The organism is Salibacterium aidingense DSM 18341, assembly GCF_000429685.1.
GTDB classification, from domain to species: Bacteria; Bacillota; Bacilli; order Bacillales; family Marinococcaceae; genus Salibacterium; species Salibacterium aidingense.
Window position 1 is genome coordinate 13,573 of sequence record NZ_AUCI01000024.1, and the last position, 23,336, is coordinate 36,908.

The 23,336-nt window shown below is 42.9% G+C and carries 22 protein-coding genes; 15 read left to right on the forward strand and 7 right to left on the reverse strand.

The genetic code is table 11. From position 1 onward, the window contains the following. Nucleotides 1-48 precede the first annotated feature (48 nt). The 5 genes from G475_RS0118090 to G475_RS0118110 form a co-directional block, all read right to left on the reverse strand. On the reverse strand, nucleotides 49-753 hold the full coding sequence (locus G475_RS0118090; RefSeq protein WP_026702487.1) for a LutC/YkgG family protein: 705 nt from the start codon (nucleotides 751-753) through the stop codon (nucleotides 49-51). Then, nucleotides 750-2,183 carry a LutB/LldF family L-lactate oxidation iron-sulfur protein gene (locus tag G475_RS0118095; RefSeq protein ID WP_026702488.1) on the reverse strand — a complete coding sequence of 478 codons (1,434 nt, stop codon included), beginning with the start codon at nucleotides 2,181-2,183 and terminating at the stop codon, nucleotides 750-752. The genes G475_RS0118090 and G475_RS0118095 overlap by 4 nt, the downstream gene beginning before the upstream one ends. Next, complete coding sequence (locus G475_RS0118100) at nucleotides 2,149-2,922, reverse strand: (Fe-S)-binding protein (protein WP_026702489.1); 774 nt, start codon at nucleotides 2,920-2,922, stop codon at nucleotides 2,149-2,151. The genes G475_RS0118095 and G475_RS0118100 overlap by 35 nt, the downstream gene beginning before the upstream one ends. Nucleotides 2,923-3,033: 111 nt before the next feature. After that, a complete protein-coding gene (locus tag G475_RS0118105; RefSeq protein ID WP_233275811.1) occupies nucleotides 3,034-3,468 on the reverse strand; it encodes a DinB family protein in 435 nt (144 codons plus the stop codon). Nucleotides 3,469-3,698: 230 nt separating this feature from the next. Next, nucleotides 3,699-4,466, reverse strand: coding sequence for an IclR family transcriptional regulator (locus G475_RS0118110; RefSeq protein ID WP_026702491.1), 768 nt, complete (start codon nucleotides 4,464-4,466; stop codon nucleotides 3,699-3,701). Between the two features lie 385 nt (nucleotides 4,467-4,851). On the opposite strand from G475_RS0118110, the gene G475_RS0118115 reads away from it, so the two are divergent. The 15 genes from G475_RS0118115 to G475_RS0118185 all read left to right on the forward strand — a co-directional run bounded on the left by G475_RS0118115 (nucleotide 4,852) and on the right by G475_RS0118185 (nucleotide 20,634). Beyond that, complete coding sequence (locus tag G475_RS0118115; RefSeq protein ID WP_026702492.1) at nucleotides 4,852-5,991, forward strand: TAXI family TRAP transporter solute-binding subunit; 1,140 nt, start codon at nucleotides 4,852-4,854, stop codon at nucleotides 5,989-5,991. Nucleotides 5,992-6,105: 114 nt separating this feature from the next. Next, nucleotides 6,106-8,139, forward strand: a complete 2,034-nt coding sequence (locus G475_RS25550; RefSeq protein WP_051302675.1) for a TRAP transporter permease — start codon at nucleotides 6,106-6,108, stop codon at nucleotides 8,137-8,139. Between the two features lie 89 nt (nucleotides 8,140-8,228). Continuing rightward, nucleotides 8,229-9,035, forward strand: a complete 807-nt coding sequence (locus tag G475_RS0118125) for an IclR family transcriptional regulator (protein WP_026702493.1) — start codon at nucleotides 8,229-8,231, stop codon at nucleotides 9,033-9,035. Nucleotides 9,036-9,052: 17 nt separating this feature from the next. Beyond that, a complete protein-coding gene (locus G475_RS0118130; protein ID WP_035711819.1) occupies nucleotides 9,053-10,084 on the forward strand; it encodes a zinc-dependent alcohol dehydrogenase in 1,032 nt (343 codons plus the stop codon). Nucleotides 10,085-10,104: 20 nt separating this feature from the next. Beyond that, nucleotides 10,105-10,944: an SDR family NAD(P)-dependent oxidoreductase gene (locus G475_RS0118135; protein WP_026702495.1), complete on the forward strand. Its 840-nt coding sequence runs from the start codon at nucleotides 10,105-10,107 to the stop codon at nucleotides 10,942-10,944. A 164-nt stretch (nucleotides 10,945-11,108) separates the two neighbouring features. Then, nucleotides 11,109-11,873 (forward strand): alpha/beta fold hydrolase, encoded by a 765-nt coding sequence (locus tag G475_RS0118140; protein WP_026702496.1) that lies wholly within the window; start codon nucleotides 11,109-11,111, stop codon nucleotides 11,871-11,873. A gap of 15 nt (nucleotides 11,874-11,888) precedes the next feature. Next, nucleotides 11,889-13,052, forward strand: a complete 1,164-nt coding sequence (locus G475_RS0118145; protein WP_035711797.1) for an LLM class flavin-dependent oxidoreductase — start codon at nucleotides 11,889-11,891, stop codon at nucleotides 13,050-13,052. Nucleotides 13,053-13,125: 73 nt separating this feature from the next. Beyond that, nucleotides 13,126-13,749 (forward strand): cysteine hydrolase family protein, encoded by a 624-nt coding sequence (locus G475_RS25555; protein ID WP_035711801.1) that lies wholly within the window; start codon nucleotides 13,126-13,128, stop codon nucleotides 13,747-13,749. After that, the gene (locus G475_RS25560) at nucleotides 13,746-14,294 is read left to right on the forward strand and encodes an NADPH-dependent FMN reductase (RefSeq protein ID WP_051302678.1); all 549 of its coding nucleotides are present in this window, start codon (nucleotides 13,746-13,748) and stop codon (nucleotides 14,292-14,294) included. Before G475_RS25555 ends, G475_RS25560 begins: the two co-directional genes overlap by 4 nt. 26 nt (nucleotides 14,295-14,320) lie before the next feature. Beyond that, entirely contained in the window at nucleotides 14,321-14,668 is a 348-nt protein-coding gene (locus G475_RS26475) for a hypothetical protein (RefSeq protein WP_051302680.1), read from the forward strand. Further along, nucleotides 14,655-15,632, forward strand: coding sequence for a 3,4-dihydroxy-2-butanone-4-phosphate synthase (locus G475_RS26480; RefSeq protein ID WP_051302682.1), 978 nt, complete (start codon nucleotides 14,655-14,657; stop codon nucleotides 15,630-15,632). Before G475_RS26475 ends, G475_RS26480 begins: the two co-directional genes overlap by 14 nt. 137 nt (nucleotides 15,633-15,769) lie before the next feature. Next, on the forward strand, nucleotides 15,770-16,996 hold the full coding sequence (locus tag G475_RS25575) for an FAD-dependent oxidoreductase (protein WP_051302684.1): 1,227 nt from the start codon (nucleotides 15,770-15,772) through the stop codon (nucleotides 16,994-16,996). Nucleotides 16,997-17,057: 61 nt separating this feature from the next. Further along, the gene (locus tag G475_RS25580) at nucleotides 17,058-18,494 is read left to right on the forward strand and encodes an aldehyde dehydrogenase family protein (protein WP_035711803.1); all 1,437 of its coding nucleotides are present in this window, start codon (nucleotides 17,058-17,060) and stop codon (nucleotides 18,492-18,494) included. A 175-nt stretch (nucleotides 18,495-18,669) separates the two neighbouring features. Further along, complete coding sequence (locus G475_RS0118180; RefSeq protein WP_026702498.1) at nucleotides 18,670-19,509, forward strand: fumarylacetoacetate hydrolase family protein; 840 nt, start codon at nucleotides 18,670-18,672, stop codon at nucleotides 19,507-19,509. 12 nt (nucleotides 19,510-19,521) lie between these two features. Next, nucleotides 19,522-20,634, forward strand: a complete 1,113-nt coding sequence (locus tag G475_RS0118185; RefSeq protein ID WP_026702499.1) for a cupin domain-containing protein — start codon at nucleotides 19,522-19,524, stop codon at nucleotides 20,632-20,634. 84 nt (nucleotides 20,635-20,718) lie between these two features. Here the strand turns inward: G475_RS0118185 and G475_RS25585 are convergent, their stop codons facing one another. Then, nucleotides 20,719-22,245: a BCCT family transporter gene (locus tag G475_RS25585; protein ID WP_051302686.1), complete on the reverse strand. Its 1,527-nt coding sequence runs from the start codon at nucleotides 22,243-22,245 to the stop codon at nucleotides 20,719-20,721. Between the two features lie 174 nt (nucleotides 22,246-22,419). Next, nucleotides 22,420-23,187 carry an IclR family transcriptional regulator gene (locus G475_RS0118195; RefSeq protein WP_026702500.1) on the reverse strand — a complete coding sequence of 256 codons (768 nt, stop codon included), beginning with the start codon at nucleotides 23,185-23,187 and terminating at the stop codon, nucleotides 22,420-22,422. Nucleotides 23,188-23,336: the final 149 nt, after the last annotated feature.

The following is a 23,336-nucleotide window of genomic DNA, read 5'->3' on the forward strand; positions in this document are numbered from 1 at the left end:
CCTTCATGACCTATTGGGATTCATTATAACACAGGCTTGCCGCAGGCATTATCGGTCATCAAATAAAATGTACGTAGCACGTATCGGCCCGTGCACCCCCACCACCAGGTCCAGTTCAATATCCGCACTGTTGCTTGGCCCGGAGATAAAGTTAATACAGGAAGGAACGCGGCGCCCTGCTTCTGCTTCTTTATGAATGCTCCTGGTCACCTGGCTCATTCTTGGAACTATTGTACTCAGCGGAATTAATCCGATGTAATAGGTAGGCAGAAGACTGACCGACTGACCTTTGCCAACCCCGTTCATCAGTACTACAGTACCGGATTCTGCCAAGGTGTAATCCGCAAATGTGATGCCGAGGTCTGCCTGTTCCGAAATGCGGATGTTTTCCCGTCCGGGAGCTTCTCCCCAGATGTCAACGTCTTCCCGAACAAGGAAGGAATCCAATCCAAAAGCTGAAAAACGCGGGTCGTCCCAGACTACAGCCTTTTCTGCCCCGTATTTTTTTAGGACCGAATCGATAACAATTGGCAGCTTCTCCATTGTGGTTTCTTCCACGTCCGTATGGATAACCTCACATTGTTTCTTTAATACATCTACCAGTTGGTCCGTGGAGTAGTCCGCCATCACGTCCCATTGTGGCTGTGTCTCATATATCGGCCGGGTTACACCGGACCGCTTCCGCTCTCTCCCCAGTTTGGCGGCAATGTTGTTTAAAAAGGCTTCACGATTGTACATGGTTCCTTTTGTCATGACGAGCTCCCCTTTTTGCTGCGGTTTTTAAACCAGTCTCTAAACCTTTCTTTTTCCGGTGCGGGAAAGCTGCGGATTTCTGTCCAGCCGCTCATCATACCCGGTCCCTTTTCAATAGCTCCCTCTTTTGTTAGAGGAGAAAGCATATAAGGAGCTGTTTTCGTTGCCATCTGAAACAACCCGGGAGAACTGGCGGCAAGCCCGAATCCTTTCATGGCATAGGCCTCCCCGAGAGACGTTTTCTTTTCTTCTTCCGCAATAATTTTCCGGTGCTCAATTAAATGTTCATGAAGCGGTATTTTGACAGGGCAGGCATCCGTACAGGCTGCGCATAAGCTGGAGGCGTATGGGAGATCCTTATGATCTTCATACCCTTCCAGAAGCGGAGTGAGGACCGCCCCGATCGGACCTGGATAAATTGATCCGTAAGAATGCCCTCCCACGTGCCGGTATACCGGACACACATTGATACAGGCCGCACAGCGGATACAGTGCAGAGCGGATTGAAAAGCTGTTCCCAGTATGTTGGATCGCCCATTATCAAGGACGACAAGGTGGAACTCTTCCGGACCATCCAGATCATCTTCTCCCCTGGGTCCCGTCAACCCGGTCACATAGCTTGTAAGCTTCTGGCCTACCGCGCTGCGGCACAGCATACTGACCATGATATCAAGTTCTTCCCACGTTGGTACAATCCGCTCCATCCCCATCACAGAGATCTGGGTTTTTGGTATGGTGGTTGCCAGCCGCGCATTCCCTTCATTAGTTACCAGCGCGACACTCCCTGATTCAGCCACGGCAAAGTTGCACCCGGTAATTCCAATATCAGCTTCCAGAAATTCCTCCCGCAGCTGCTCTCGTGCAAACTGTGTCAATTCTTCCGGTTTCGAGGATTTATCGTATCCTTTTAGCCGTTCAAAGGTGTCCCGAATTTGTTCCTTATTTTTGTGCAGAGCTGGAGCCACAATGTGTGAAGGGGGGTCATGGTCGTCAACCTGCAGAATGTATTCCCCCAGATCCGATTCCACTACTTCGATTCCTATTTCCTCGAGGGCCTCATTCATACTTGTTTCTTCCGTAACCATTGATTTGGACTTAATAATTTTTTTAGCTTCTTTTTCAGCTGCTACCTTTTTCACATATTGATTGGCTTCTTCGGGGGTCTGGGCAAAGTATATATGCCCTCCGTTTTTCACGACATTATCGCTCAGCTGCTCCAAATAATAATCAAGATTTTCAAGTGTATGGGAACGAATTTGCTCGGATAACGTGCGCCACTCCTCCCAGTGCCCCAAGTCGTTTTCTGCTTTGGATTTGTTTGTATACAGCCGCTCCTGCGCAGACCGGACTGTTTCTCTCATGTAGGAATCATCCAGTCCTGTCTGGACACGCTCATTAAATGTTTGTTCCGGCGCGATTTTCATCGGCATAGTCTTCTCCTCCTTCCTGTATTTCTCTGTGGTTTAATACTTGTGCGATATGCATCACTTTCACCTTTTTATTCCGGCGGTTCATCCGGCCCCCGATATTCATGAGACAGCCGCTGTCTGCCCCGATTAAGATTTCTGCTTCCGTCTCTTCTACGTGATCGACTTTTTCATCGACCATCTGCTCGGAAATCGGCGTCATTTTCACCGAAAACGTCCCACCGAATCCGCAGCAATCCTGTCTATTCGGCAAGTCTCTTAAATCAAGACCTGTCACATTCTCCAGCAGCTTATAGGGGGCTTCTTTTTCCCCAAGAAGGCGCATCATGTGGCAGGAAGAGTGGTACGTGGCTCTGGCATGCAATACTGCCCCTGTATCTGTAACTCCCAGTTCTCGGTACAAAAACTGCGTAAGCTCATAGGTTTTTCCTGCCAGTTCTTCTGCACGTTTTCTCCATTTCGGTTCCTCTTCCAGCAGACCGGGATATTCTTTCAGCATCCCCGCACAGGATCCGGATGGGGTCACTACTGCTTCCGCCTCCTCGAACGTCTTAATCATATGCTTTGCGACTTTTTTTGTATCGGAATGATAACCGCTGTTAAATGCCGGCTGTCCGCAGCATGTCTGCTCTTCCGGAAAATCCACTTCACAGCCGTGTCTTTCCAGCAGTTCTACCATGTCTTTGCCTACGCCGGGATAAAACATATCCCCGAGACATGTGATAAATAAGGATACTTTCATCGGTTGTCAGGCCTCCCATGTTTCGTTAAAGATATGGTCATCTGATGACTTATGTTATGATAAGACTACCAAACTTTGTTACCGTTTACAATACGAATTACATTTATACATCTATAAATTCCAGTCCATTTTCCATTGTTCCGGGATGTGAATACCTGCCTGTTGAAAGGCGATATAATACTGGCCCTGATGGATTCCTTCATGCTGGATAGCTGTATGCAGAAGCTCCTCCGGGGCAATATAATCCTGATACATTCTAATTTCAGAAAGATGCGTATTTTCAAAAGATTGAGCCATCTCCTCTGTGCTCCGGCGAAGTTCCTGATGCAGATTAGCTTCATCTGCCACAAGGTAGCCGGGAAACTCAACTTTTCCTGTGACAAACGCGCTGCTGTACACACCCCGCACGCGGATGATATGCCTGAAGAGCTGGCGCACCGTCCCGACTTCATCAATCAGCGGTTTATCCCATAATGGTTCCGGCAGTTCTTCCGCCAGCTGATTGGTCATATCTGCCGCATAAGTAAATCCATCACTTTTCATCATTACTCACATCCTTTCCTACTTTTTCTGCATAGATAGAAAAATTCCTTTAAAAACGCTGAATATTGTTTTGAATATTATCATATCAAAACGCTGTATTTTTCTATTTCTTTGTTATGGAAGATCCCCCTTGGTCCGCTTTCAAAAAAACTTACATACGCACGTGTACGGTCACTATAGACGCGTCTTAGTGACCGTACCAGCGAAGCTCTATTACAGCAGATTCTGGCTTGTTATGAATGGAAGCCCATTTTTTGGGATATTTTGTTTCCCCCTTCATGAATAAGTTCCTTAACAAGATCCATTTGGTCTTCGATATAAACGGTAGGACCAAGTGCACCAATGGCAGCAATAACTTCTCCGTTCATGTCAAAAACAGGGGCCCCAACCCCTGTAACTCCCAGAGTTGTTTCGTCTGATTCTACATACAGTTTTGTTTCACGAATACGTTCCATCCGCTTCCGCATGACGCTGTTATCTGTCTCTGTTTTTGTTGTATAAGAGGCCCTCGGCTTTTCTAAGATTCGGTCACTCTCCGTTTTCGGCAGGAAAGCCAATATGTTCGGACCGAGCACGCCATAAGTATAAGGCCGGCGCTGTCCGATCGATGATGAAAATTTAAGACCGTGGTTTTTTTCCTTTTTATATACATAGATAATTTCATCCCCATCCGGAACAGCCATAATAATCGTCTGGCCAGTTTTCTCGTATATGTCTTCTAAAATTTCTTCTGCTTCCTCCCTTACGTCTAATGCGTATGGCGTAAGGGATCCTAAAGCAAAGAGCTGCACCCCGGGTTTATACTTCATCGTAGATTCATTAAATTGCACCAAACTTCTTCGTTCCAAGGTACACAGGATTCGATAAACGGTGGAATTTGGAATTTGTGTAATTTCTGATAATTCGTCGATATTTAATTCATATTTATCAGCCGAGAAGGCCAATAATATATCAACTGCTCGGTCCACAGATCGGATCGGATTCATATTTACAGTACGCATAAATACCTCCAGGAATAATTTTTCAATTTTAACTCTTTATTTATTCTAACAGATTTTCCGATTAAATAAGAAGTAAAACTCACTGAGCGAGTTATTATGACAACACACTGCCCTCCACTGCCCTTTGTTCTTTTTCCTAAATATTAATTCATATTGACTGTTATCTGAAAAGTTGCTATACTTTCATTACTAAATGAGTTAGTAATCTCACTAAGCGAGTCAGAAATGATAATTTTTACTAAACAAAGGGGGTTTATAGATGATTATAAATAATAAATCGACTCATTTACATATTTTGAAAAATTCAGAAATCTAGTTTTATTTTTTGACTTATGAAAGCGCTATCTTATTACTAAAAACACATTCTATCATAAGAGGTGAAAATATGAAAAAAATTTTGCGAAGGTTATTGATTACAGGAGGAGCTTTTCTTCTATTATCTGCATGCGGGGAAGGAAGTGACGCCGGTAACAGCGTAGAAGGGGGGACGGACCAACAAAACGGAGAAGAAGCAGCAGGGGGTGAAAGTGAACCATTAGAGGAAGGTCAAACACCAGATGAAAGTGGAGATACTTATAGTTTCGCTACTTCTCCTCAGGGAACTTCTGTTAATGCTATCGGAAATGGTTTGGCCAGCATGATTAATCAAAACTCTGATGTTTCCACTTCTATCCAGCCCTATGCCGGTATAAACGCATGGCTTCCACTATTAAATGAAGGGGAAATTGATTTAGGTGTAGACAGCGCACCAGATATGATCTTTGCTTATCAAGGAAACGAAGAAGTTGGTTATGATGAATCTCTTGATGAATTACGTCTTATCGTCCGGGGAAATTTTATCAAAGCAACCGGCTTAGCTGTTCGAGAAGACTCTGATATTGAAAGCGTTGCTGATTTGGAAGGAAAACGTGTCGCTTCGGACTTTTCTGGAGCAACAGTAGCTCAGCTTATATCCGAAGCAACCCTCTATGCCAACGGTCTTTCCTGGGATGACGTAAACGAAGTGCCTGTTCCTTCCATTGACCGAGGCGTCGAAGGGCTTCAGAACAATCAGCTTGATGCTACATTTGCACTTGTGCCATCTACGCCGTTAATGCAGGAAGCGCACAGTACTACCGGGCTGAAAGGCTTTGATTTTTTGGATGATTATGGACCGGATGAAATTGATAATGTTCCGGATGATGTGTTTAACGAAATTAAAACCCGTATACCTGCGGCACAGATGACCTCCGTTCAACCAGAGGGGTACCTGTCTGAAGAAACAACAGCCATCCAATATCCAAATTACCTTGTCAGTTCTACCCATATGAATGGCGAAGATATTTATGAAATGTTGGAGGCGTTATGGGAGCATCACGAAGAATTGTATGATGTTCATCCTTGGTTAAAGACCTGGAACCCTGAACAGATGTTTGATGAATCGCCCGAGATTCCATACCATGAAGCAGCTGTTGAATTCTTCAAGGATCAAGGTATTTGGACGGATGAAGCACAAGAAGCACAAGATGAGTTAACAGGAAATTAACTTTCATCTACTTACTAATATGGGGCTTGTCAAGGCTGATACATGGAAGCGGTAACCAGCCGTTTCCATGTGTAGCCTTCGATTCCAATATTAAAGTGGGAGGTCATCATTCTTATGGCAGATAATCATTCTCAACATTCAACCTCCAGCCCACCTAAAGAAGCAAATCCTGAACAAAAAAGATATCGAACGTTCGATAATACATTCATGAAGATATTAGTGAACTGTTCTTTATCCTTAATACCCATTGTCGGTATATTATTCGTACTGAACATCCATCAACAACTAGGGCTGGTCTTTTTTAACGAACAATATTTTGGTTTGTTTTTTGCGCTTATTTTGTTCGGAATATTTCTAGTCATTCCAGCAGCAAAAAATGCTTCCTTGACCAAAGTTCCTTGGTATGACTGGCTGCTCGCCTTAAGCGGACTTGTCGTCGGAGGTTATCTTCTGATTTATTACCCGGATATTATGTTAATGATCGGCCAGGTTACCACGGAACGCTTCATTTTATGTGTCATTGCTGTACTTCTTGTTTTAGAAGCGATACGCCGTATGCTGGGGATTATTTTATTATCGATTGTTGCTGCCTTTATTTCCTATGGTTTTCTGGCCCCATACTTACCGGGAGTCCTAAGAGGAAGCGGCACGGCGCCGGATCAACTATTCAATTATTTATACCTAGATCCTAATGCCATGATGAGTATGCTCGATTTAGCCTCCACCATTGGTTTAGTCTTTATCCTGTTTGGACAAATTTTAATTTACATGAAGGGCGGGGATATTTTAAACGATATTGCCTTATTCCTCTTCGGCCGGTTTCGCGGCGGACCTGCTAAAGGATCCATTCTCGGTTCCACCTTTATAGGCTCTGTCACTGGTAACCCCGTTTCCAACGTCCTGCTCACAGGAAATGTAACGATCCCTTTGATGAAACGTAACGACTTTAATGGCACCCAGGCAGGAGCGGTAGAATCGGTAGCTTCCACCGGGGGACAGATCATTCCTCCCGTTATGGGGATTGCAGCATTTATCATAGCAGAAAGTTTAGGGGTCCCTTATGTAGAAGTGGCTATTGCAGCCATTATTCCAGCTATTCTTTATTATTTATGTTTATTTTTACAGGTGGACTTTATTGCTGCGAAACGAGGGCTGGATGGGTTAAAGTCTTATATGCTCCCTTCCTTAAAGGGAATCTTAAAAGTCGTTTGGCTCATCATCCCTTCCTTTGGTTCGTTAGTATATTTCCTGTTCATCGTGGGCTACACTCCTGCATTATCAGGTATGTACGCTTCTATCATCGCTTTCTTCACATTGGGGGTTTTCCAATCCTACATCCGTAAACAGCTGTTTACGAAGTTGTTTGACATCCTTTTTGGGACCGGAAAGTTAATGCTTGAAATTACGATTGTATTAGCTGCTGCCGGCATAGTTATGGGAGTAACTGGTATTACAGGGTTAGGTTTCAATATTGGCATGCTCTTGCAGGGGCTAGCTGATTATGGATTGTTGACTCTTCTTATCGTAAGTGCTGGCGTTTGCATCATACTAGGCATGGGTATGCCCTCTGTTGCGGCATATGCCGTTGTTGCTGTGCTAGTAGCACCTACTCTCATCGATTTAGGGGTGCAGCCATTAGCAGCTCACCTTTTTGTCTTCTATTTCGCGATTGTGTCAAACTTCACGCCCCCTATAGCCGTGGCCTGTTTTGCAGCTGCTCCTATTGCTCAGGAAAGTCCGCATAAAATTGGTTTCCGTGCTATGCAGCTGGGTTTAGTGGCTTATATTGTGCCATTCCTGTTTGTATTTGCTCCAGAACTATTAATAAGTGTAGATGGGAGCCAATCATGGACTGCCACCGGAATCACATTAGTAACTGCAGCATTTGCCTGCTATCTGCTTGCCATGGGTGTGGAAGGGTATTTATTTGATCACTTGACCACCCCTAAAAGATTGTTCCTGTTCGTGATTGCAGGTTGTTTATTTTTCCCTTATTCCATTTGGGAATATAGTTGGATTTTGAACTATTCTGCTTTCATTATTGGAATTCTTTTCATTATTAGTGAGTGGAAATTCAGAAATAAAGAAAAAGACTATCAACCGGCCGATCCCTCTGAAAACTATGGTCTCCAAAAAGATCAGCCATAAAGAGATGAATTTTTAACCCGGCCCTTGTTTCCTTTTGTTAAGCTGCCGTGCTTATATTATATACCAAACCTGGCAGAGGGTTGATCAAAATGAGAGAAATCAATGCAAATCCCATACGTGCTGTAGAGCGGAGTATCACCGTTTTAGAAGCTTTTACGATGAATAAGGGAAAATTGAGCTTAGACGAGGTGGTTTCTTTTACCAATATTCCAAGGTCTACCGTATATCGGATTTTATGTACCTTGGAAATCAATGGGATGCTGGAGTTTGACGAAGAAGACCAACGTTACCGGCCAGGCCTTAAGCTTGTTGAAATAGGAGTCTTCCTTTCGTCATCTTTAGATATTTATCAAGAGGCTGAAGACGTTTTGTTAAAGCTTCAGACAGATACGGAACAGACAGTTGTTATGGCACTAGGGGATGAAAAAGACATTATTTATGTTTTTATTAAAGAAAATAATGAAGGCTTAAAATTCTCTTCAGTTGTCGGACAACGGCGCCCTTATACTTATGGCGTACTCGGCTATACCCTTCTCGCTTTTGAAGACAAAGAAAAAATGGAACGAATTTTGCGTGAAGAAATATCCAAACGGACTCCTTACACAGTGACCGACAGAAATGAAATGAAGCACCGTTTTGAAAACATTCGAATTCGCGGACTCTTTACGGAAACGGACGAAACAACCGTCGGAGTGACCGGTGTGGGGGCCCCAGTGTTTGACAGAAAGAAGAAACCTGCTGCGGCCATTGGAATTGTTGGTCCTTCCATACAATTAAAGGACACTAACCTTATAAAAGCTGAGAACCTATTATTTCAAGCAGCAGAAGAGATTTCTAACCGTATGGGCTATAAGGGGAATTTCTTCGTGAATAAATCCGTAAAGAAAGATAATTAATGGGAAAGGAGTCTATCATGAAAGCCATACGTAAAGTAAAACGGAAATATGGCGGGATTGCCATAGAAAATGTCCCTCCTCCCTCTCCTACAGACGAGGAAGTATTGATAAAAATAAAAACCGCATCCATTTGTGGGTCAGACCTCCATGCTTACACCTATTCTCCCACTCATCATTACATTACTACCCCAGTAACAATGGGCCATGAATGTGCTGGAGAAATAATAGAAGCAGGCTCCCAAGTGAAAGATTATCGGATTGGCGACCGGGTAGTGGTAGAGGCAATATTATATTGTGGAACGTGCAGCTCCTGCATGGAGGGAAATACCCATTTATGTGATGAATTTGAAGTTCGTGGGATGAAAAGAGATGGCGTATTCACTGAACAAATTGCCATCCACCCAAAATACCTGCATAAAATACCGAATGATTTACCATTTGATCAAGCCTGCTTGACGGAACCTTTAGCTGTTGCCGCTCATGCAGCTATAGACAATAGCCGCATCTCCCCAGGAGACCTTGTTTTAATTACCGGCCCCGGTCCAATAGGCATGTTAGCTTCTTATATAACCAAAGCAATGGGGGCTGTTCCAATCATTTCAGGAATAAGTTCGGATGAAGAAGTCCGTCTTCCCTTATTAAGAAAAAGTGGGTTTCATACTATTAACAGCGAAAAGGAAGATATACGTTTCGTCCTCCATCATTACTTTGACACCAACCATGTCGATGTCGTTTTAGAATGCTCGGGAACCTCTCAAGTTATCCAACCATCTCTGGGAGTGTTACGTAAAGGCGGGACTCTCACTCTTGTGGGATTATATTCAAAAATCGCTCAAGTCGACTTGACTCAGGCCGTGCGAAAAGAGATTACTATAAGATCCAGTTGCGCCTATAAATGGAAAAATTTTGAACAATCTTTAAAGCTTTTAGATTCTAATACATTGGATATCGATAACATCATTGCTCACTACTCAGCAGAGGATGCAGAACAAGCATTTGAAGATGCTGTAAACAAGAAAGTACCAAAACCAATTTTTCAAATTTCCTAAATTATTTGAGGGGGGATATAATGTCAAACCTACAAGGACAAGTGGCCTTTATAACAGGCGCTGCACATCCTCTTGGAATTGGACGTTCGATTGCCAATCATCTTGGATCTCAGGGAGCAAAAGTTATTATTGGTGATATTGATAAAAAATATTTAGAAAGTGCGGTTTATGACCTAAAGAAGCAAGGTATCGAGTCTGATTGTTATGATATTGATGTCAGTCGTTTAGATGAAGTTCAGACTGCGGTAGAGAAAATTATAAAAGCAGAAAACAAAATTGATATTTTAGTAAACAACGTTGGAGGAACAAGCAAAACAAACAGGGAAAGTGTCTCCGGCGGTGAAGATACCACCGCAACTTCAAGCAGCACTCCGGTTTTAGGAGTTTCCAATGCCACGCCGGAACAGTGGGAAAAAATTATAAATGTTAATTTAAATAGTGTGATTTATTGCTCACAGGCTGTGCTGCCTCATATGAAAAAACGGCAGTACGGACGTATAGTTAATTTCGCATCTGTGGCGGGCCAGCGCGGGGTAAGTAAAATTGAATCCTTTACGTCCGGGCCTTACTCTGTTGCCAAGGCAGCTGTTATCGGCCTTACACGGCAGCTTGCTATAGAAAATGCAGAACATGGTATTAATGTAAATGCTGTCTCGCCAGGATTCGTAAAATCAGCCCGCGGGCAGGCTTTAGATGACTTACCGGAAGAACATAAACAAGCGTTGCTCGAATCAATTCCACAAGGACGGTTTGCAGAATCAGACGAAGTTGCCAGTGTGGTTCTGGGGCTTTGTACCAGCCAATTTCAATACGTCACAGGACAAACGATTAATGTAAACGGTGGGATGTATTTCAGCTGAGCACTTCTATAGAGGCTGTTCCTGAGGTTTGCCGCAGGAACGGCCTTTTTTATTTAAGATAACGCTTTCAACACATATATTGACAACGCATAACATCCATGCTAAGTTAAAAGTGAATAAAGTGAGATGGTCATTCCATCTAGTGAGATGAAAGGAGAAGATAAATGACTACGGCAGCCAGTTATGACGAAAAAACGATTGAAGTAAAAGGCATCAATGTTCGAGTATTGCGGAAAGGAAAAGGGGAACCCCTGCTTTGGTTACACGGTGCAAACGGGGGAGGTTGGAATCCATTTTTAGAAGAATTATCCGAACATTATGACGTTATCGCGCCAGATCACCCTGGTTTTAACCAGTCGGACGTCTCTAAACAGATTGATTCATTTGATGATATGGCTTTTCACTACCGGGATTTTCTCGACGTTCTTCATTTAGAAAGCGTTAACATTATTGGCAGCTCTCTGGGAGCATGGATTGGCCTTCAATTTGCTCTGACCCATCAGCACCGCGTCCGCAAACTTGTCCTCTGCAATGCCGCCGGTATTAATATCCCTGGCGTAGAATCCATTGATCCCTTTAATTTGACTATTCATCAGCTGTCGGAACACTTATTTTATGACAAAGCTAGAGCCCCTGAAATGCCGCCGTTAGACAACATGCCGCTTGAAATGTTAAAAAACCGCTCCATGCATGCAAGACTTATGTGGGAAAAAGGCTACGATCCAAAACTTTTATCCCGAGCTGAAGGGGTGCACGTTCCAACCTTGATTATCTGGGGACGAAATGATGAACTAATCCCATTAAAGAACGGAGAAAACCTGGAAGCGGCCATGCCAAACTCTACCCTGGTCGTATTTGACGAAACAGGCCACTTGCCTTACATCGAAAAACGCGAACAATTGATTGAGGAAATTTTAAATTTTATTTAAAAGGAGCGATATGTGATGGTTCAAGTGTTTGGTTTTCATTTGATGCCTTATAAAAATATGCCTGAAGACTTTAACGAAAATTACAACAGTGCGTGGGTTAATTTTTCGAATTCTCATTTTGACCCGGAAACAGCAAACGAACTGTATAACTCCTACCTTGATGAGTTGGAATATTGCGAAAAAATGGGTTTTGATGGAATCGGGGTGAATGAGCACCATCAAACCGCATACGGGTTAATGCCTTCCCCTAACGTCATGGCCGGCACTTTAGCACGACGAACAAATCGTGCAAAGATTGCCATACTGGGAAACGCGATTTCTCTTCATCAACACCCTCAAAGAGTGGCTGAAGAAGTAGCCATGCTGGATGTTATTACAAAAGGACGCATTATCTCCGGATTTGTCCGGGGCATCGGGGCTGAATCATATTCCTTCCGCTTAGACCCGACGAAATCAAAAGATCGGTTCTTTGAAGCCCACGATATTATTACGCAGGCATGGACAGAAGATGGACCAAGCGCCTATCACGGTGAGCATTACGATGCTTTTAATATTAACTGCTGGCCAAAACCCTACCAACAACCGCATCCGCCAATTTGGTGCCCATCGCAGGGAAGTAAAGATACGATTAAGTTCGCCGCCGAAAAACGATATACCTATTTACAAACCTTCAGTTCGATTAAAAACGTTAAAAAATCTTTTGATGCTTACCGTGAAGCAGCAAAAGAAGCAGGATATACTCCGTCTGCCAGTCAGTTAGGGTGGTCTGTTCTTACCTATTGCGCTGATACAGATGAAAAGGCATACAGGGAAGCGGAAGAACATGCTGTCTATTTCTTTGATAAATTAATGGTTATGCCAAGAGATTTCTTCTTCCCACCTGGTTACGTTCCACCAGAAGCAATGCAGCAGATTTTAAAATCAAAAGCTGGGCTCGGTACACCAGGTGCCTTAAACTTTAGAGATCTTGTAGACGACGGATTTATTCTCGTTGGCTCGCCTGACACCGTAAAGAAAAAATTAAAAGAGTATCATAAAGAGCTCGGGTTTGGCGTTGTAAATATGAATGTTCAGTTTGGAGATATGACGCATGACAGAACGATGAACAATATTAAATTAATCGGGGAAGAGATTATCCCTATGCTTCACCAGCTCGAAGACCAACCGCAAACCGTATAATCATAAGAAGGAAAAGTCCAAAGCTTTTCCTTCTTAATTTAAACATTTAAGGAGACTGAAGGGAGGATAGAGAATGACTCTGAAACCGAAGTCCGCTGCTTTGATTATTATTGATGTGCAAAATGACTTTTGTTCGAAAGAAGGGGTAATGGCGCAGGCAGGAAAAGACGTTTCCCTTGTAAACCGCATACTGCCAGCGATTCACACAGCGATTAATGCCGCCGCAGCAAAAGGCTTGACTATTATATTTGTCCAAACCACTCATGACCCTTTCACCACCTCTTCTACATGGGCCGGCCGGGGGCGCAATATTGAGCAATTATGCAGCACCCATTGGGGAAAGGATTTTTACAACATTGATAAAGAGAAAGCAGATGTCATAATTAAAAAAAACCGTTACGATGCTTTTATAGAAACGAATCTTGACCTCATCTTACGTTCCCAGAATATTGAGGAGTTAGCCTTTGCCGGGTGTACGACAAATGTTTGTGTAGAGAGTACTGTACGGCACGGCTTCATGCTAAATTATGAAACTATTACTTTATCAGATGCTGTTGCAAGCTACACAATATCTGAACACGATCACGCATTGTTCAACTTAAACCAGTATTTTGGAAAAGTCATGACGACCGAAGAATATACAGCGTCTGTCGTTAACGAAGTTATCCCGACATTGCCGGAAAGGAGAAAATCATGAAAATACTAGGCATCTCTGGCACAATTATTGGCAGTAAAACATGTGCCGTTTTACAAAGTGTCATGGCCAAAATCAAGGATCTGTATCCGGAAGCTGAAGTGGAAATCCTGGATCTAAAAGACTACAACCTGCCATTCTGTGATGGCCGGGACCCTTCCGCCTACAGCGGTGATACACGCATCGTTATTGATAAGATCACAGAAGCCGACTGCTATATTATAGCAACCCCCATTTTTCAAGCTTCCATTCCAGGAACATTAAAAAATCTATTTGACCTTCTCCCTGTGGATGCTATGAAACATAAAGTTGTTTCCTTTATCGCAACAAGCGGTACGTATCAACACTATCTTGTTGTTGAAAACCAATTAAAACCGATATTATCCTATTTTAAATCCTATACCACTCCGTCTTTTGTATATATCCACAGGGATCATTTTGATACGAATAATAATATTATTGATGAAGAGATCCTAAACCGTCTACAACGCTTTATAAAGGAGACACTTACTTTTCAACTGACCCTATATAAGTATGAATTACAATAATCCAAAAGCAGGGGGGATTGTTGAGGATGGAAAACCACCAATGCTCTGAGACAGAAGAACTCATTCACCTTCCCGATTTATTATTTGTCCGCTATTGTGAGACGGCAGGCTCTATTAACCGCGGTGTGTATAATACTATTGACCATTACTTTTATCAGTGCGGCAGAACCTCTATCATGGAACGCCGCCGGATGATCATTTTGTTTCTGGATGATTTAACTGAAAAACATAGCATTCGTTCAAAGGGAAAAATAAACTTTGGGAAACAAGGACTCATCTCCCGACTGGAAACATTTAATCAAATATTTACTCAAGAATTATCCGGCTGCCGTGTTATTCAATCCAAGGAGGTAAGTGATCATGCCAGTTCATAAAAACACAGCTTCTGACAAAAATCAGCTGTCAAAACCTATAGTGCTTTATGATGATTTACATTCAAACGTCAGCTATATTATGGGCGGGGAAACGAATCTTGATAAAGAATTAATAAATTTCATGATAAAAAATGCCAAAGGGCTCGTCTCCCTGTGCATGGAACAAAACATGGCCGAGCATCTGAATCTTTTTCCCATAAAAAAAGATAAAAGAAGCGAGGACCGAAAAGAATTTACGGCTTCCATTGATCATACCGATTGTACAACCGGGATTTCTGCTTCCGAACGTTTCTACACCATTCATGCATTAACCAGAGAAGATGCTGCTGCTCGTGATTTTCAACGTCCGGGCCACGTTTTTCCTTTAATAAGTAAACCGAATAAGTTATTAGAACGCGAGGGAATTGCCGAAGCTGCGCTGGTCGCAGCTAAAATTAAAAATCTGGGGGCCTTGGCTGTCGTTTGTGACATTTTAAATGCACAAGGGGATATAGCCTCATTTCCTGAAGTCCAGCAATTAGCAGCCAGGCACCAAATAGAAATTTACAGATTCAGCTCGCTCCTTTCTAACCAAATATCCTCTACATCCTGGATTAAAGTGTTAAATGATGAAATAGTCGATAGTCAGCATCATATTGCAGTTTCTGAAATTAAACACACTCATTATGGGGAAACATACAAGCTCTATTACAATTACCATGAAATACCTGTCCACCGAGAAGTGGTCTATTATCAACCATGCCAAATTGGAGATTTATTAAATATGGCTACTTGCTCGTGTAGTCAGCATTTTATAGACTATTATGAGCAACTGATAAAGGGACATATTGGAGCTATTGCATTTGGAAACTTTCATAAACCCCAGGCAAAAAAGTGGAAAGACTGGTGCATTCAAAATGCTTTTACCCAGCAAGTCCAAAAAACAGCTGACAAAAAAATGACCGCTGTTCCTGTTTCAACATGAGGTTTTGAGCTGAACCTTTTAAAAATTACCTGATAATATTGACAATTGTCAAAATAGTTGCTAGAGTAATTTAAAATGAGATTGCCAACTCATTTAATGAGATTAGTTTATTAAATTGAACAGTTGGGGGCATGGTTATGTCTAATGAAACAGTAGTAATAGCTGGAGCCGGGCCTGTCGGAGTAACCCTCGCGGAAATTTTAAGTCTCAATGATATCCCTGTACTGCTTCTTGAAAAAGAAGCAGAGCCAAATAGAGAATGGCGTGCTTCCACCTTTCACGCCGGCACGATGGAGTTGTTAGAACAGGAAACCGGCGTCGTAAATCAAATGTTAGAAAAAGGATTCAAGGCATACAAAGTTCATTACAGGGACAGAAATGATGGTCTCTATGCTGAATTTGATTTTAGCAAGATTTCAGATAAAACGAATTATCCTTTTCGATTACAATGTTCACAGGCCACGTACGTAAAACTCGTATTCGAACGTTTGAAAGCGCGTTCAAATGTAGAAGTAGTTTTTAACTCTGAAGTTGTCAATTATGAACAAAACGAGAACGAAGTGAATGTAACTATCCGCACCATGGATGGTGAACAAACCTTCACTACTCCATATCTTATCGCTGCCGATGGCGGCAGAAGTACCGTTCGTAAATTAACAGAAGTTGGGTTTGAGGGCTACACCCATGAAGAACGCTGGCTACTGGTCGGAACTACAGCAGATTTTCATGATTATATCCCAGATTTGGCTTACGTCAACTATATTTCCGATCCAGAAGAATTTTTGTTTATCCTGCGGGTGCCTGAAGCCTGGAGATTTTTATATCCTGTTGCTCCGGCAACTTCCGATGAAGAAGCGCTTGATCAGGATAACATTCAGAAAACCATTCAAAAAGCCCTGAATACATCTGATCATTTTCCCATCGTGGAAAATACGATTTATCGTATTCATCAACGAGTGGCAGATCAATTTTACAAGGGAAGGGTCGTCTTGGTTGGGGATGCCGCCCATTTAAACAGCCCAATGGGAGGGCTCGGCTTAAACAGTGGAATACATGATGCCGTAGATCTAAGCCGACGGCTCGTGCGCCTGTTTAAACAAAGAACTGACCGAGAAGCTGAATTAAGGAAATACAGTGAAGCGCGCCAGCGTGTTGCTCTAGATTACGTCAAAGCAATCAGCGAAAAGAACACAAAATTGGTAAAGGAACAGGATGAAACGAAGCGGAAGCAATTGCAAAAAGAACTTAGGGAAGTAGCAAATGATCCTGAAAAAGAAAGGGAATGGCTGATTAATTCTTCCCTGATTGCCAGTGTACAGGATCAGGGAATTGGAAAACCCCCAGAAGAAAAAACGAAAAACTGAGTCAGAAACAGCAAGGGTTTATCACTCTTGCTGTTTCTTCTAATGAAAGGAAAGATCAACGATGCGGCAAGCTCATATTTGGATTAATAACGAAAATCGCCAGACGGAATCCTATCAGCCGGTTTTTGATCCGGGTGATTTACAAAACTGTATCGGTGAAACGGCAGTTGGCACAGCACAAGACGTGGAAGACAGCGTAACCGCAGCTGCTGAAGCTTTTAAGCATTGGAAACATACTTCATTAGAAGAACGGAAAAATGCATTACTTCAGGGAGTTGTTCATTTAAAGAAAAATATCAATGAACTTACGGAAATCGTATCGTTGGAGAACGGTGTTCCCTATCAAACAACGAAAGTAGAATTACAGCTTGCCATTTCCAGTATTTACAATTTAACTGATTTAGCTGACTCCTACTTTCAGCCGGAACATATAGAAGATGAAGAAAGCTGGGTCCGGGTGGAAAAAGATCCTAAAGGCGTGATTGCAGGTATTGTTCCCTGGAATGCTCCTATCGTACTGACAATGCAAAAACTTGTCCCGGCTGTATTAAGTGGCAATACGGCGGTGTTCAAACCTTCCCCTTTCGCCTCTATAGGAACAAGCTCTATTATTCAACTCATGGGGCTCCACTTGCCTAAAGGAGTGCTAAATGTCGTTCACGGCGATGGTGATGTCGGTGCTGCTTTAACTACTCACCCTCTCGTTCGTATGATTTCGTTTACAGGAGGCGGAAGAACAGCGAAAAGAATCATGAACACAGCGGCAGATTCTCTAAAAAACATTCATTTCGAGCTGGGAGGCAATGATGCTGCTGTTATATTAGATGATGCCGATGTAAAGGAAACAGCAAAAATGATTGTGAGAAGCAGCTTTCGAAAAGGCGGACAGTATTGTTTTGCTGTAAAAAGAGTCTATGTTCCCTCTTCCATTTATGAATCTTTTTTTAGAGAACTTACCTTTCAACTTCAACAAATAAAAGTGGGCCACCAGTTAACAGAAGGTGCCTTTTTTGGACCAATGAATAATAAACAGCAGTACGACCATGTCAAAAAACTAATTGAAGAAGCCGAACAGGACGGGGCCACTGTTATCGTGAGCGGACAAAAGCTGCAGCCGGAACAGTGGGAGAAGGGATATTATCTCCTGCCTGCGCTTGTGAAAGATATAGCACATAACCACCGCCTTGTGGTAGAGGAACAGTTCGGACCGGTATTACCGATCATTTCCTACGATGACCTGGACAAAGGCATTGATATGGCTAATGATACAGAGTTTGGTCTCGGCTCATCTGTTTGGTCCAGTGATCCAGATCGCGGCATTCAAACAGCAAAAAGACTGGAAGCGGGCTTTACGTTTATCAATGGGATTGCCCCATCAAAACTTGGTTTTAAGTACATGCCCTTTGGAGGTGTGAAACAAAGTGGGCTTGGACACGAAAACTCTGAATTAGTTTTTCATGAATATGTAAACCACCATGCGATTCATCTTCATAAATAAAACAGTCAAATTTGCCAAAAGTACAGCTCTTTGCTTATGGCCTTAATCCCGTACAAAGGAAAAGTTTATTAAAAATGAAAACCAAATATTATTGACTCTACCAGTAGTTTTTTGGTAACCTTAAGTTAATAAATGAGTTGGCAATCTCATATAATGAGTTGGAGGGTATCAAACAGTGAAAATAGCTATTTTTAACGATTCAACACTTGGAATTGTACACAATGACAAAATTTACGATGTAACTGATCTTGTATCCTGGGATAGAAAATATCCTCAGCAATCACTACTAACTCTTATGAATAATTATTCTGAGATAAAAGGAAAACTAGAAGCTAATTTAACAACTGAGCGGGCTCAAGATCTTGTAGATGTCAAATTAAATCCCCCCGTGCCGAAGGCCGGAAAAATTGTCGCAGCTCCCGTCAATTATTATTTGCATCAGGATGAAATGAATGAACAGTTTAATAACGCTGAATTCACGATTGAAAATTTAGGATTTTTCTTGAAAGCGCCTTCTTCCGTGATTGGTCCGGACGATACTATTAAACTGCCATTCAAAGACCGGAGAACAGACCATGAAGCCGAGCTGGCCTTTATTGTCGGTAAACAGGCCAAAGACGTCCCTGCCTCCGAGGCCCATAAATATATATTCGGGTACTTTGGCTTAATGGATATTACCGTTCGGGGAAAAGAAGATCGGCCATGGCGGAAATCCTTTGATACATTCACTCCGATTGGACCATGGATTGTAACAGCAGACGAGCTAGACAAGCCAAACGAAGTCGATCTCAACCTCTGGGTTAATGATGAAAAAAGGCAAGAAGCAAATACCCGGGATCTTATCTACGACTGCTATAAGTTTTTCGAAGCAGCTTCTCAAGTCATGACACTGGAACCGGGTGACATATTAACAACCGGCACCCCTCAAGGAGTAGGACCTATAACAGAAGGGGATATCGTCTCCCTTCAAATCGAAAGAGTCGGTAGATTTAAAGTCTCTGTCGAATACAAATAGGAGGTTTTTTACATGATTTCTGACAATAAGAAAGATCTTGAGAAACTACACGAACAGCTGGAACAAGAGAACATGGGCCCCCTATGGTCCTCCATACATGAATTAAATACAATTGAACCAAAATCCAAACCGGTTCCCTATTTATGGAAAAGTGAATTAATCAAAAAACGACTCAAAGAAGCGGAAGAATTGTTAACCGTTGGAGACGGCGCCGACCGCCGCGCTGTATTTTTAATTAACCCCGGTATGAAAGACCTGGAACCGGTAGGCTGGGGCGGCGCCACCCAAACGCTGTACGCCGCTGTTCAAGCGGTAAAACCTGGAGAAGTAGCGCCGGCACACCGTCATACCACCACCGCCCTGCGCTTTATTATTGACGGGCATGGCGGACAAGGGAGGGTAAATGGAGAAAGAATCACCTTTGAACCTGGTGACTTTTTAATCACCCCAACCTGGACCTGGCACGACCATACAAACATCGACGACCAGGAAGTTATATGGATGGACTGCCTAGATGTACCATTTACTAAATTCTTAGCCACCTGCTTTACCGAATTTCACGAAAAAAAGCAGCAGGATTTGCTGGTCGAAGACGATTACAGCATTAAACGCTACAATGGCGGCATGGTTCGCCCCGTGGATGATCGAGAAGAAAAAATAGCCCCGCTCGGACGCTATACCTGGGGGATGGCTAAAGATGGGATGGACGGCCTTGCACAAATGGAGCCAGATCCCTATGATGGATATGCCGTAGAATATATCAATCCTACCACAGGGGGAGATGCCAACGATCGGATCGGCAGCCGTATGCAACGATTAGAACCAGGGTTTAAAGGGAAAGCCCACCGCCATGTACACAGTACGATCTACCACATTTTTGAAGGTGAAGGCTATACGGTTATAGAAGGAGAGCGTTTTGACTGGTCAAAAGGAGATTTTCTGGTAGTGCCTACCTGGTGCTGGCATGAGCATGTGAATACTTCAGATTCAGCAGACGCCCACCTCTTCTCCACCAACGACTTACCAATAATGGAAGCCTTCAACTTTGAAGTTGTTGAAGCTTACAATGAAAACAACGGCCACCAGAAAATAGAAAGAATTTTCGAACCTATCATGTCTGACTAATGCTCTTTGCCGAGGCTCGCCGGCTGTCCCCAAAAAGGGTTTCCCACTGGGGACAGCCTTTTTGTCAGCCTGTACAGAGAGGTTTTATGACATATTTTTAAAGCGGTCATACTTTTCCGGGGACATAGCTATATTAAACAAAGAACCTAATACAAAAATTCCTAAGACTAAGGAAGGAAGACCGCCTAAATTATTCAGCATCTTCACTCCTCCAATATCGGCAAAACTGATCATGATCCAGGAGATCATGCTGATCGTAACACCCCAAATCATTTTGATGACGGCGGAGGGCTCGGGTGTTTCAGGAGAAATGCCTGTGGAGCTGATTCCGCTCATCGCACTATTATTGGAATCACATGCTGTAACGAAGGTAATAAAAGTAATAAAAACATAGAATGGTATTAATAGGCTGGCAAAGGGAAGACTGCCAAACACTTCGTATAAAACGGCTTGCGGACCGCTTTCGATTAAGGTTTCTGTCAAGCGGTTATCCCATAGATCCAGGTAAATAGCGGTCCCGCTGAAAATACTAATCCAAATGACTCCAAAAAACGCAGGGAGCACAAAGTTAACTAAAATCATGGTTTTTATTTTGTAGCCATAGGCGATTCTCCCTAAAAAAATTGATGTGATCAGGGCCCATGCAAACCAACTGGCCCAATAAAAGGTAGTCCAGTCTCCCGGCCAGGGGTCTCCTTCCATTTCCCCGGTAAATAAACTCATTTGAAAGAAGTTCGACGCAAAGGTCCCAAAAGCTTCAGTTCCGGCGTTCAAAATGTAATGGGTCGGTCCCAGAAGAAAAAGGAACACCATCATCACAACAAAGATTTTCATGTTTACGTTCGAAAGCGTTCGTATGCCGTTCATCAGTCCTGTTGATGAGGAAATGACAAACGTGAGCGTGACAACCGCAGCAATAACGGCCCACAAGAAGGGAGTACTCTCCACGCCCGTATAGTATTGAATTCCTCCCGATAGGTTCAAAATATTAGTTCCCATCGAGGCCGCCATCCCCAAAGCCAGTGTGTAAAGCGACACGATATCAACGATGGTTCCTGCTTTCCCCTGTGCTGTTTTCTCCCCTAACAACGGAATGAGCAGCGAACTCAAGCTGTACGGTTTTCTCATATTATAGTAAACAAACGCAAATACAACAGCCGGCACCGTATAAATAGCATAAGGGGTTACGGTCCAATGCAGGAACATAGACGAGAGCGAAAACATGGCAGCCTCAGGGCTGTTGGGATTTACTCCAATTGAATCAGCAGGATCGGATAATAGATAAACAGGTTCCACCAAAGACCAAAATAACAACGTGGCAATAGTGGTAGTTAGAGTAATCGCAAACCAGCTAAAAAATCCTAACAAAGGTTCGGCATCTGGCCCTCCAATTCGGACCTCCCCCAGTCTCGAAAAATAAACGCTCACACAGGCAAAAACCATCAATAAAGCAGCGATACTGAATAACCAGCCCACATTTGAAATCACCCAGTCGTTCCCGGCAGTGGTAACTCTTACAAAGAATTCCTTATGTAGCATGCTAAGGACAGCTGCCCCTATAAACAAAAGGAACGGCGGCCAAAAGACGGAATGTTTAATATTTAAAAACATCGGCCTCCCCCATTTTTTTAAGTTGAAACGCTTGTCTTCATGCCTGAATTAAATGTGTATGACACAAACGATCGAACATGCTACAGATGAGAAGAAAAAATAAATGCCCCTTATCGTTTCTTGTCCGCAATATGATTAAAAAAATGAGACTGTCCCTTGGAACAGCCCCATATTTTAAATATTATATTTTTCTTTATCATATCCCAGACGGGAAGAGACGTTGGCTCCAGCTTCCAGAATCGGGTCCTTTAATTCATGAATTCTGTCTTTTTCCATTCGTATCGTCGGGCCGGAAATGCTGATGGCACCGGCAATTTCCTCTTTGAAATTAAATATAGGAGCAGCAATACACGTAATACCGACTTCGTTTTCTTCCCGCTCAAAACCATACCCTTTCTTCCGAATATCTTTCAGATGATCAAATAACTCCGATTCCTCTGTTATGGTATGTTCCGTGTGGGGAGGAAGTCCCCGCTCGTCCATGACCTCCCGTGCTTCTTCTTCCGGCAGAAAAGCAAGTATCGTTTTTCCCGCGCTGGTACAATGCATCGGAGCCCGTTTTCCAACCTGGGAGTGCATACGGAGCGTTTCATTTCCTTCCAGCTTTTCAATGTAGACCGCATCTTTTTGGGAATAAATCACAAGATGAATCACTTCATTCGTTAATTCTTCCAGCTTCTTTAAGTAGGGAGCGGCTTCTTTTCGGACATCTATAGAATCCAGCAGTTTTGAACTCAGTTCTAAATATTGATAACCAAGCCGGTATTTCTTGGTTTCCGGATCCTGTTCAATAAACCCGTGATCAATTAAGGTAGATACAATCCGAAAAATGGAACTCTTATTTAAGCCCATTTGGGCGGCCAGTTCGGTTACACTAAACCCATCTTTTTTTGCGCTCACTAATTTGACAATTGTCAACGCCCTGTCGATTGATTTAACCATCATGTCCCTCCGCTTAGTTCCTGTCTCTTTCTTTATTATAACAGAAAATAAAAAAGCTTTGCCCTGATCAGGACAAAGCCGCCGCCTCTATATTAAAGTTTACTGTTATTGATACGTCTCTCTGCTTCTCGTTGAAGTTCACTTGCTTC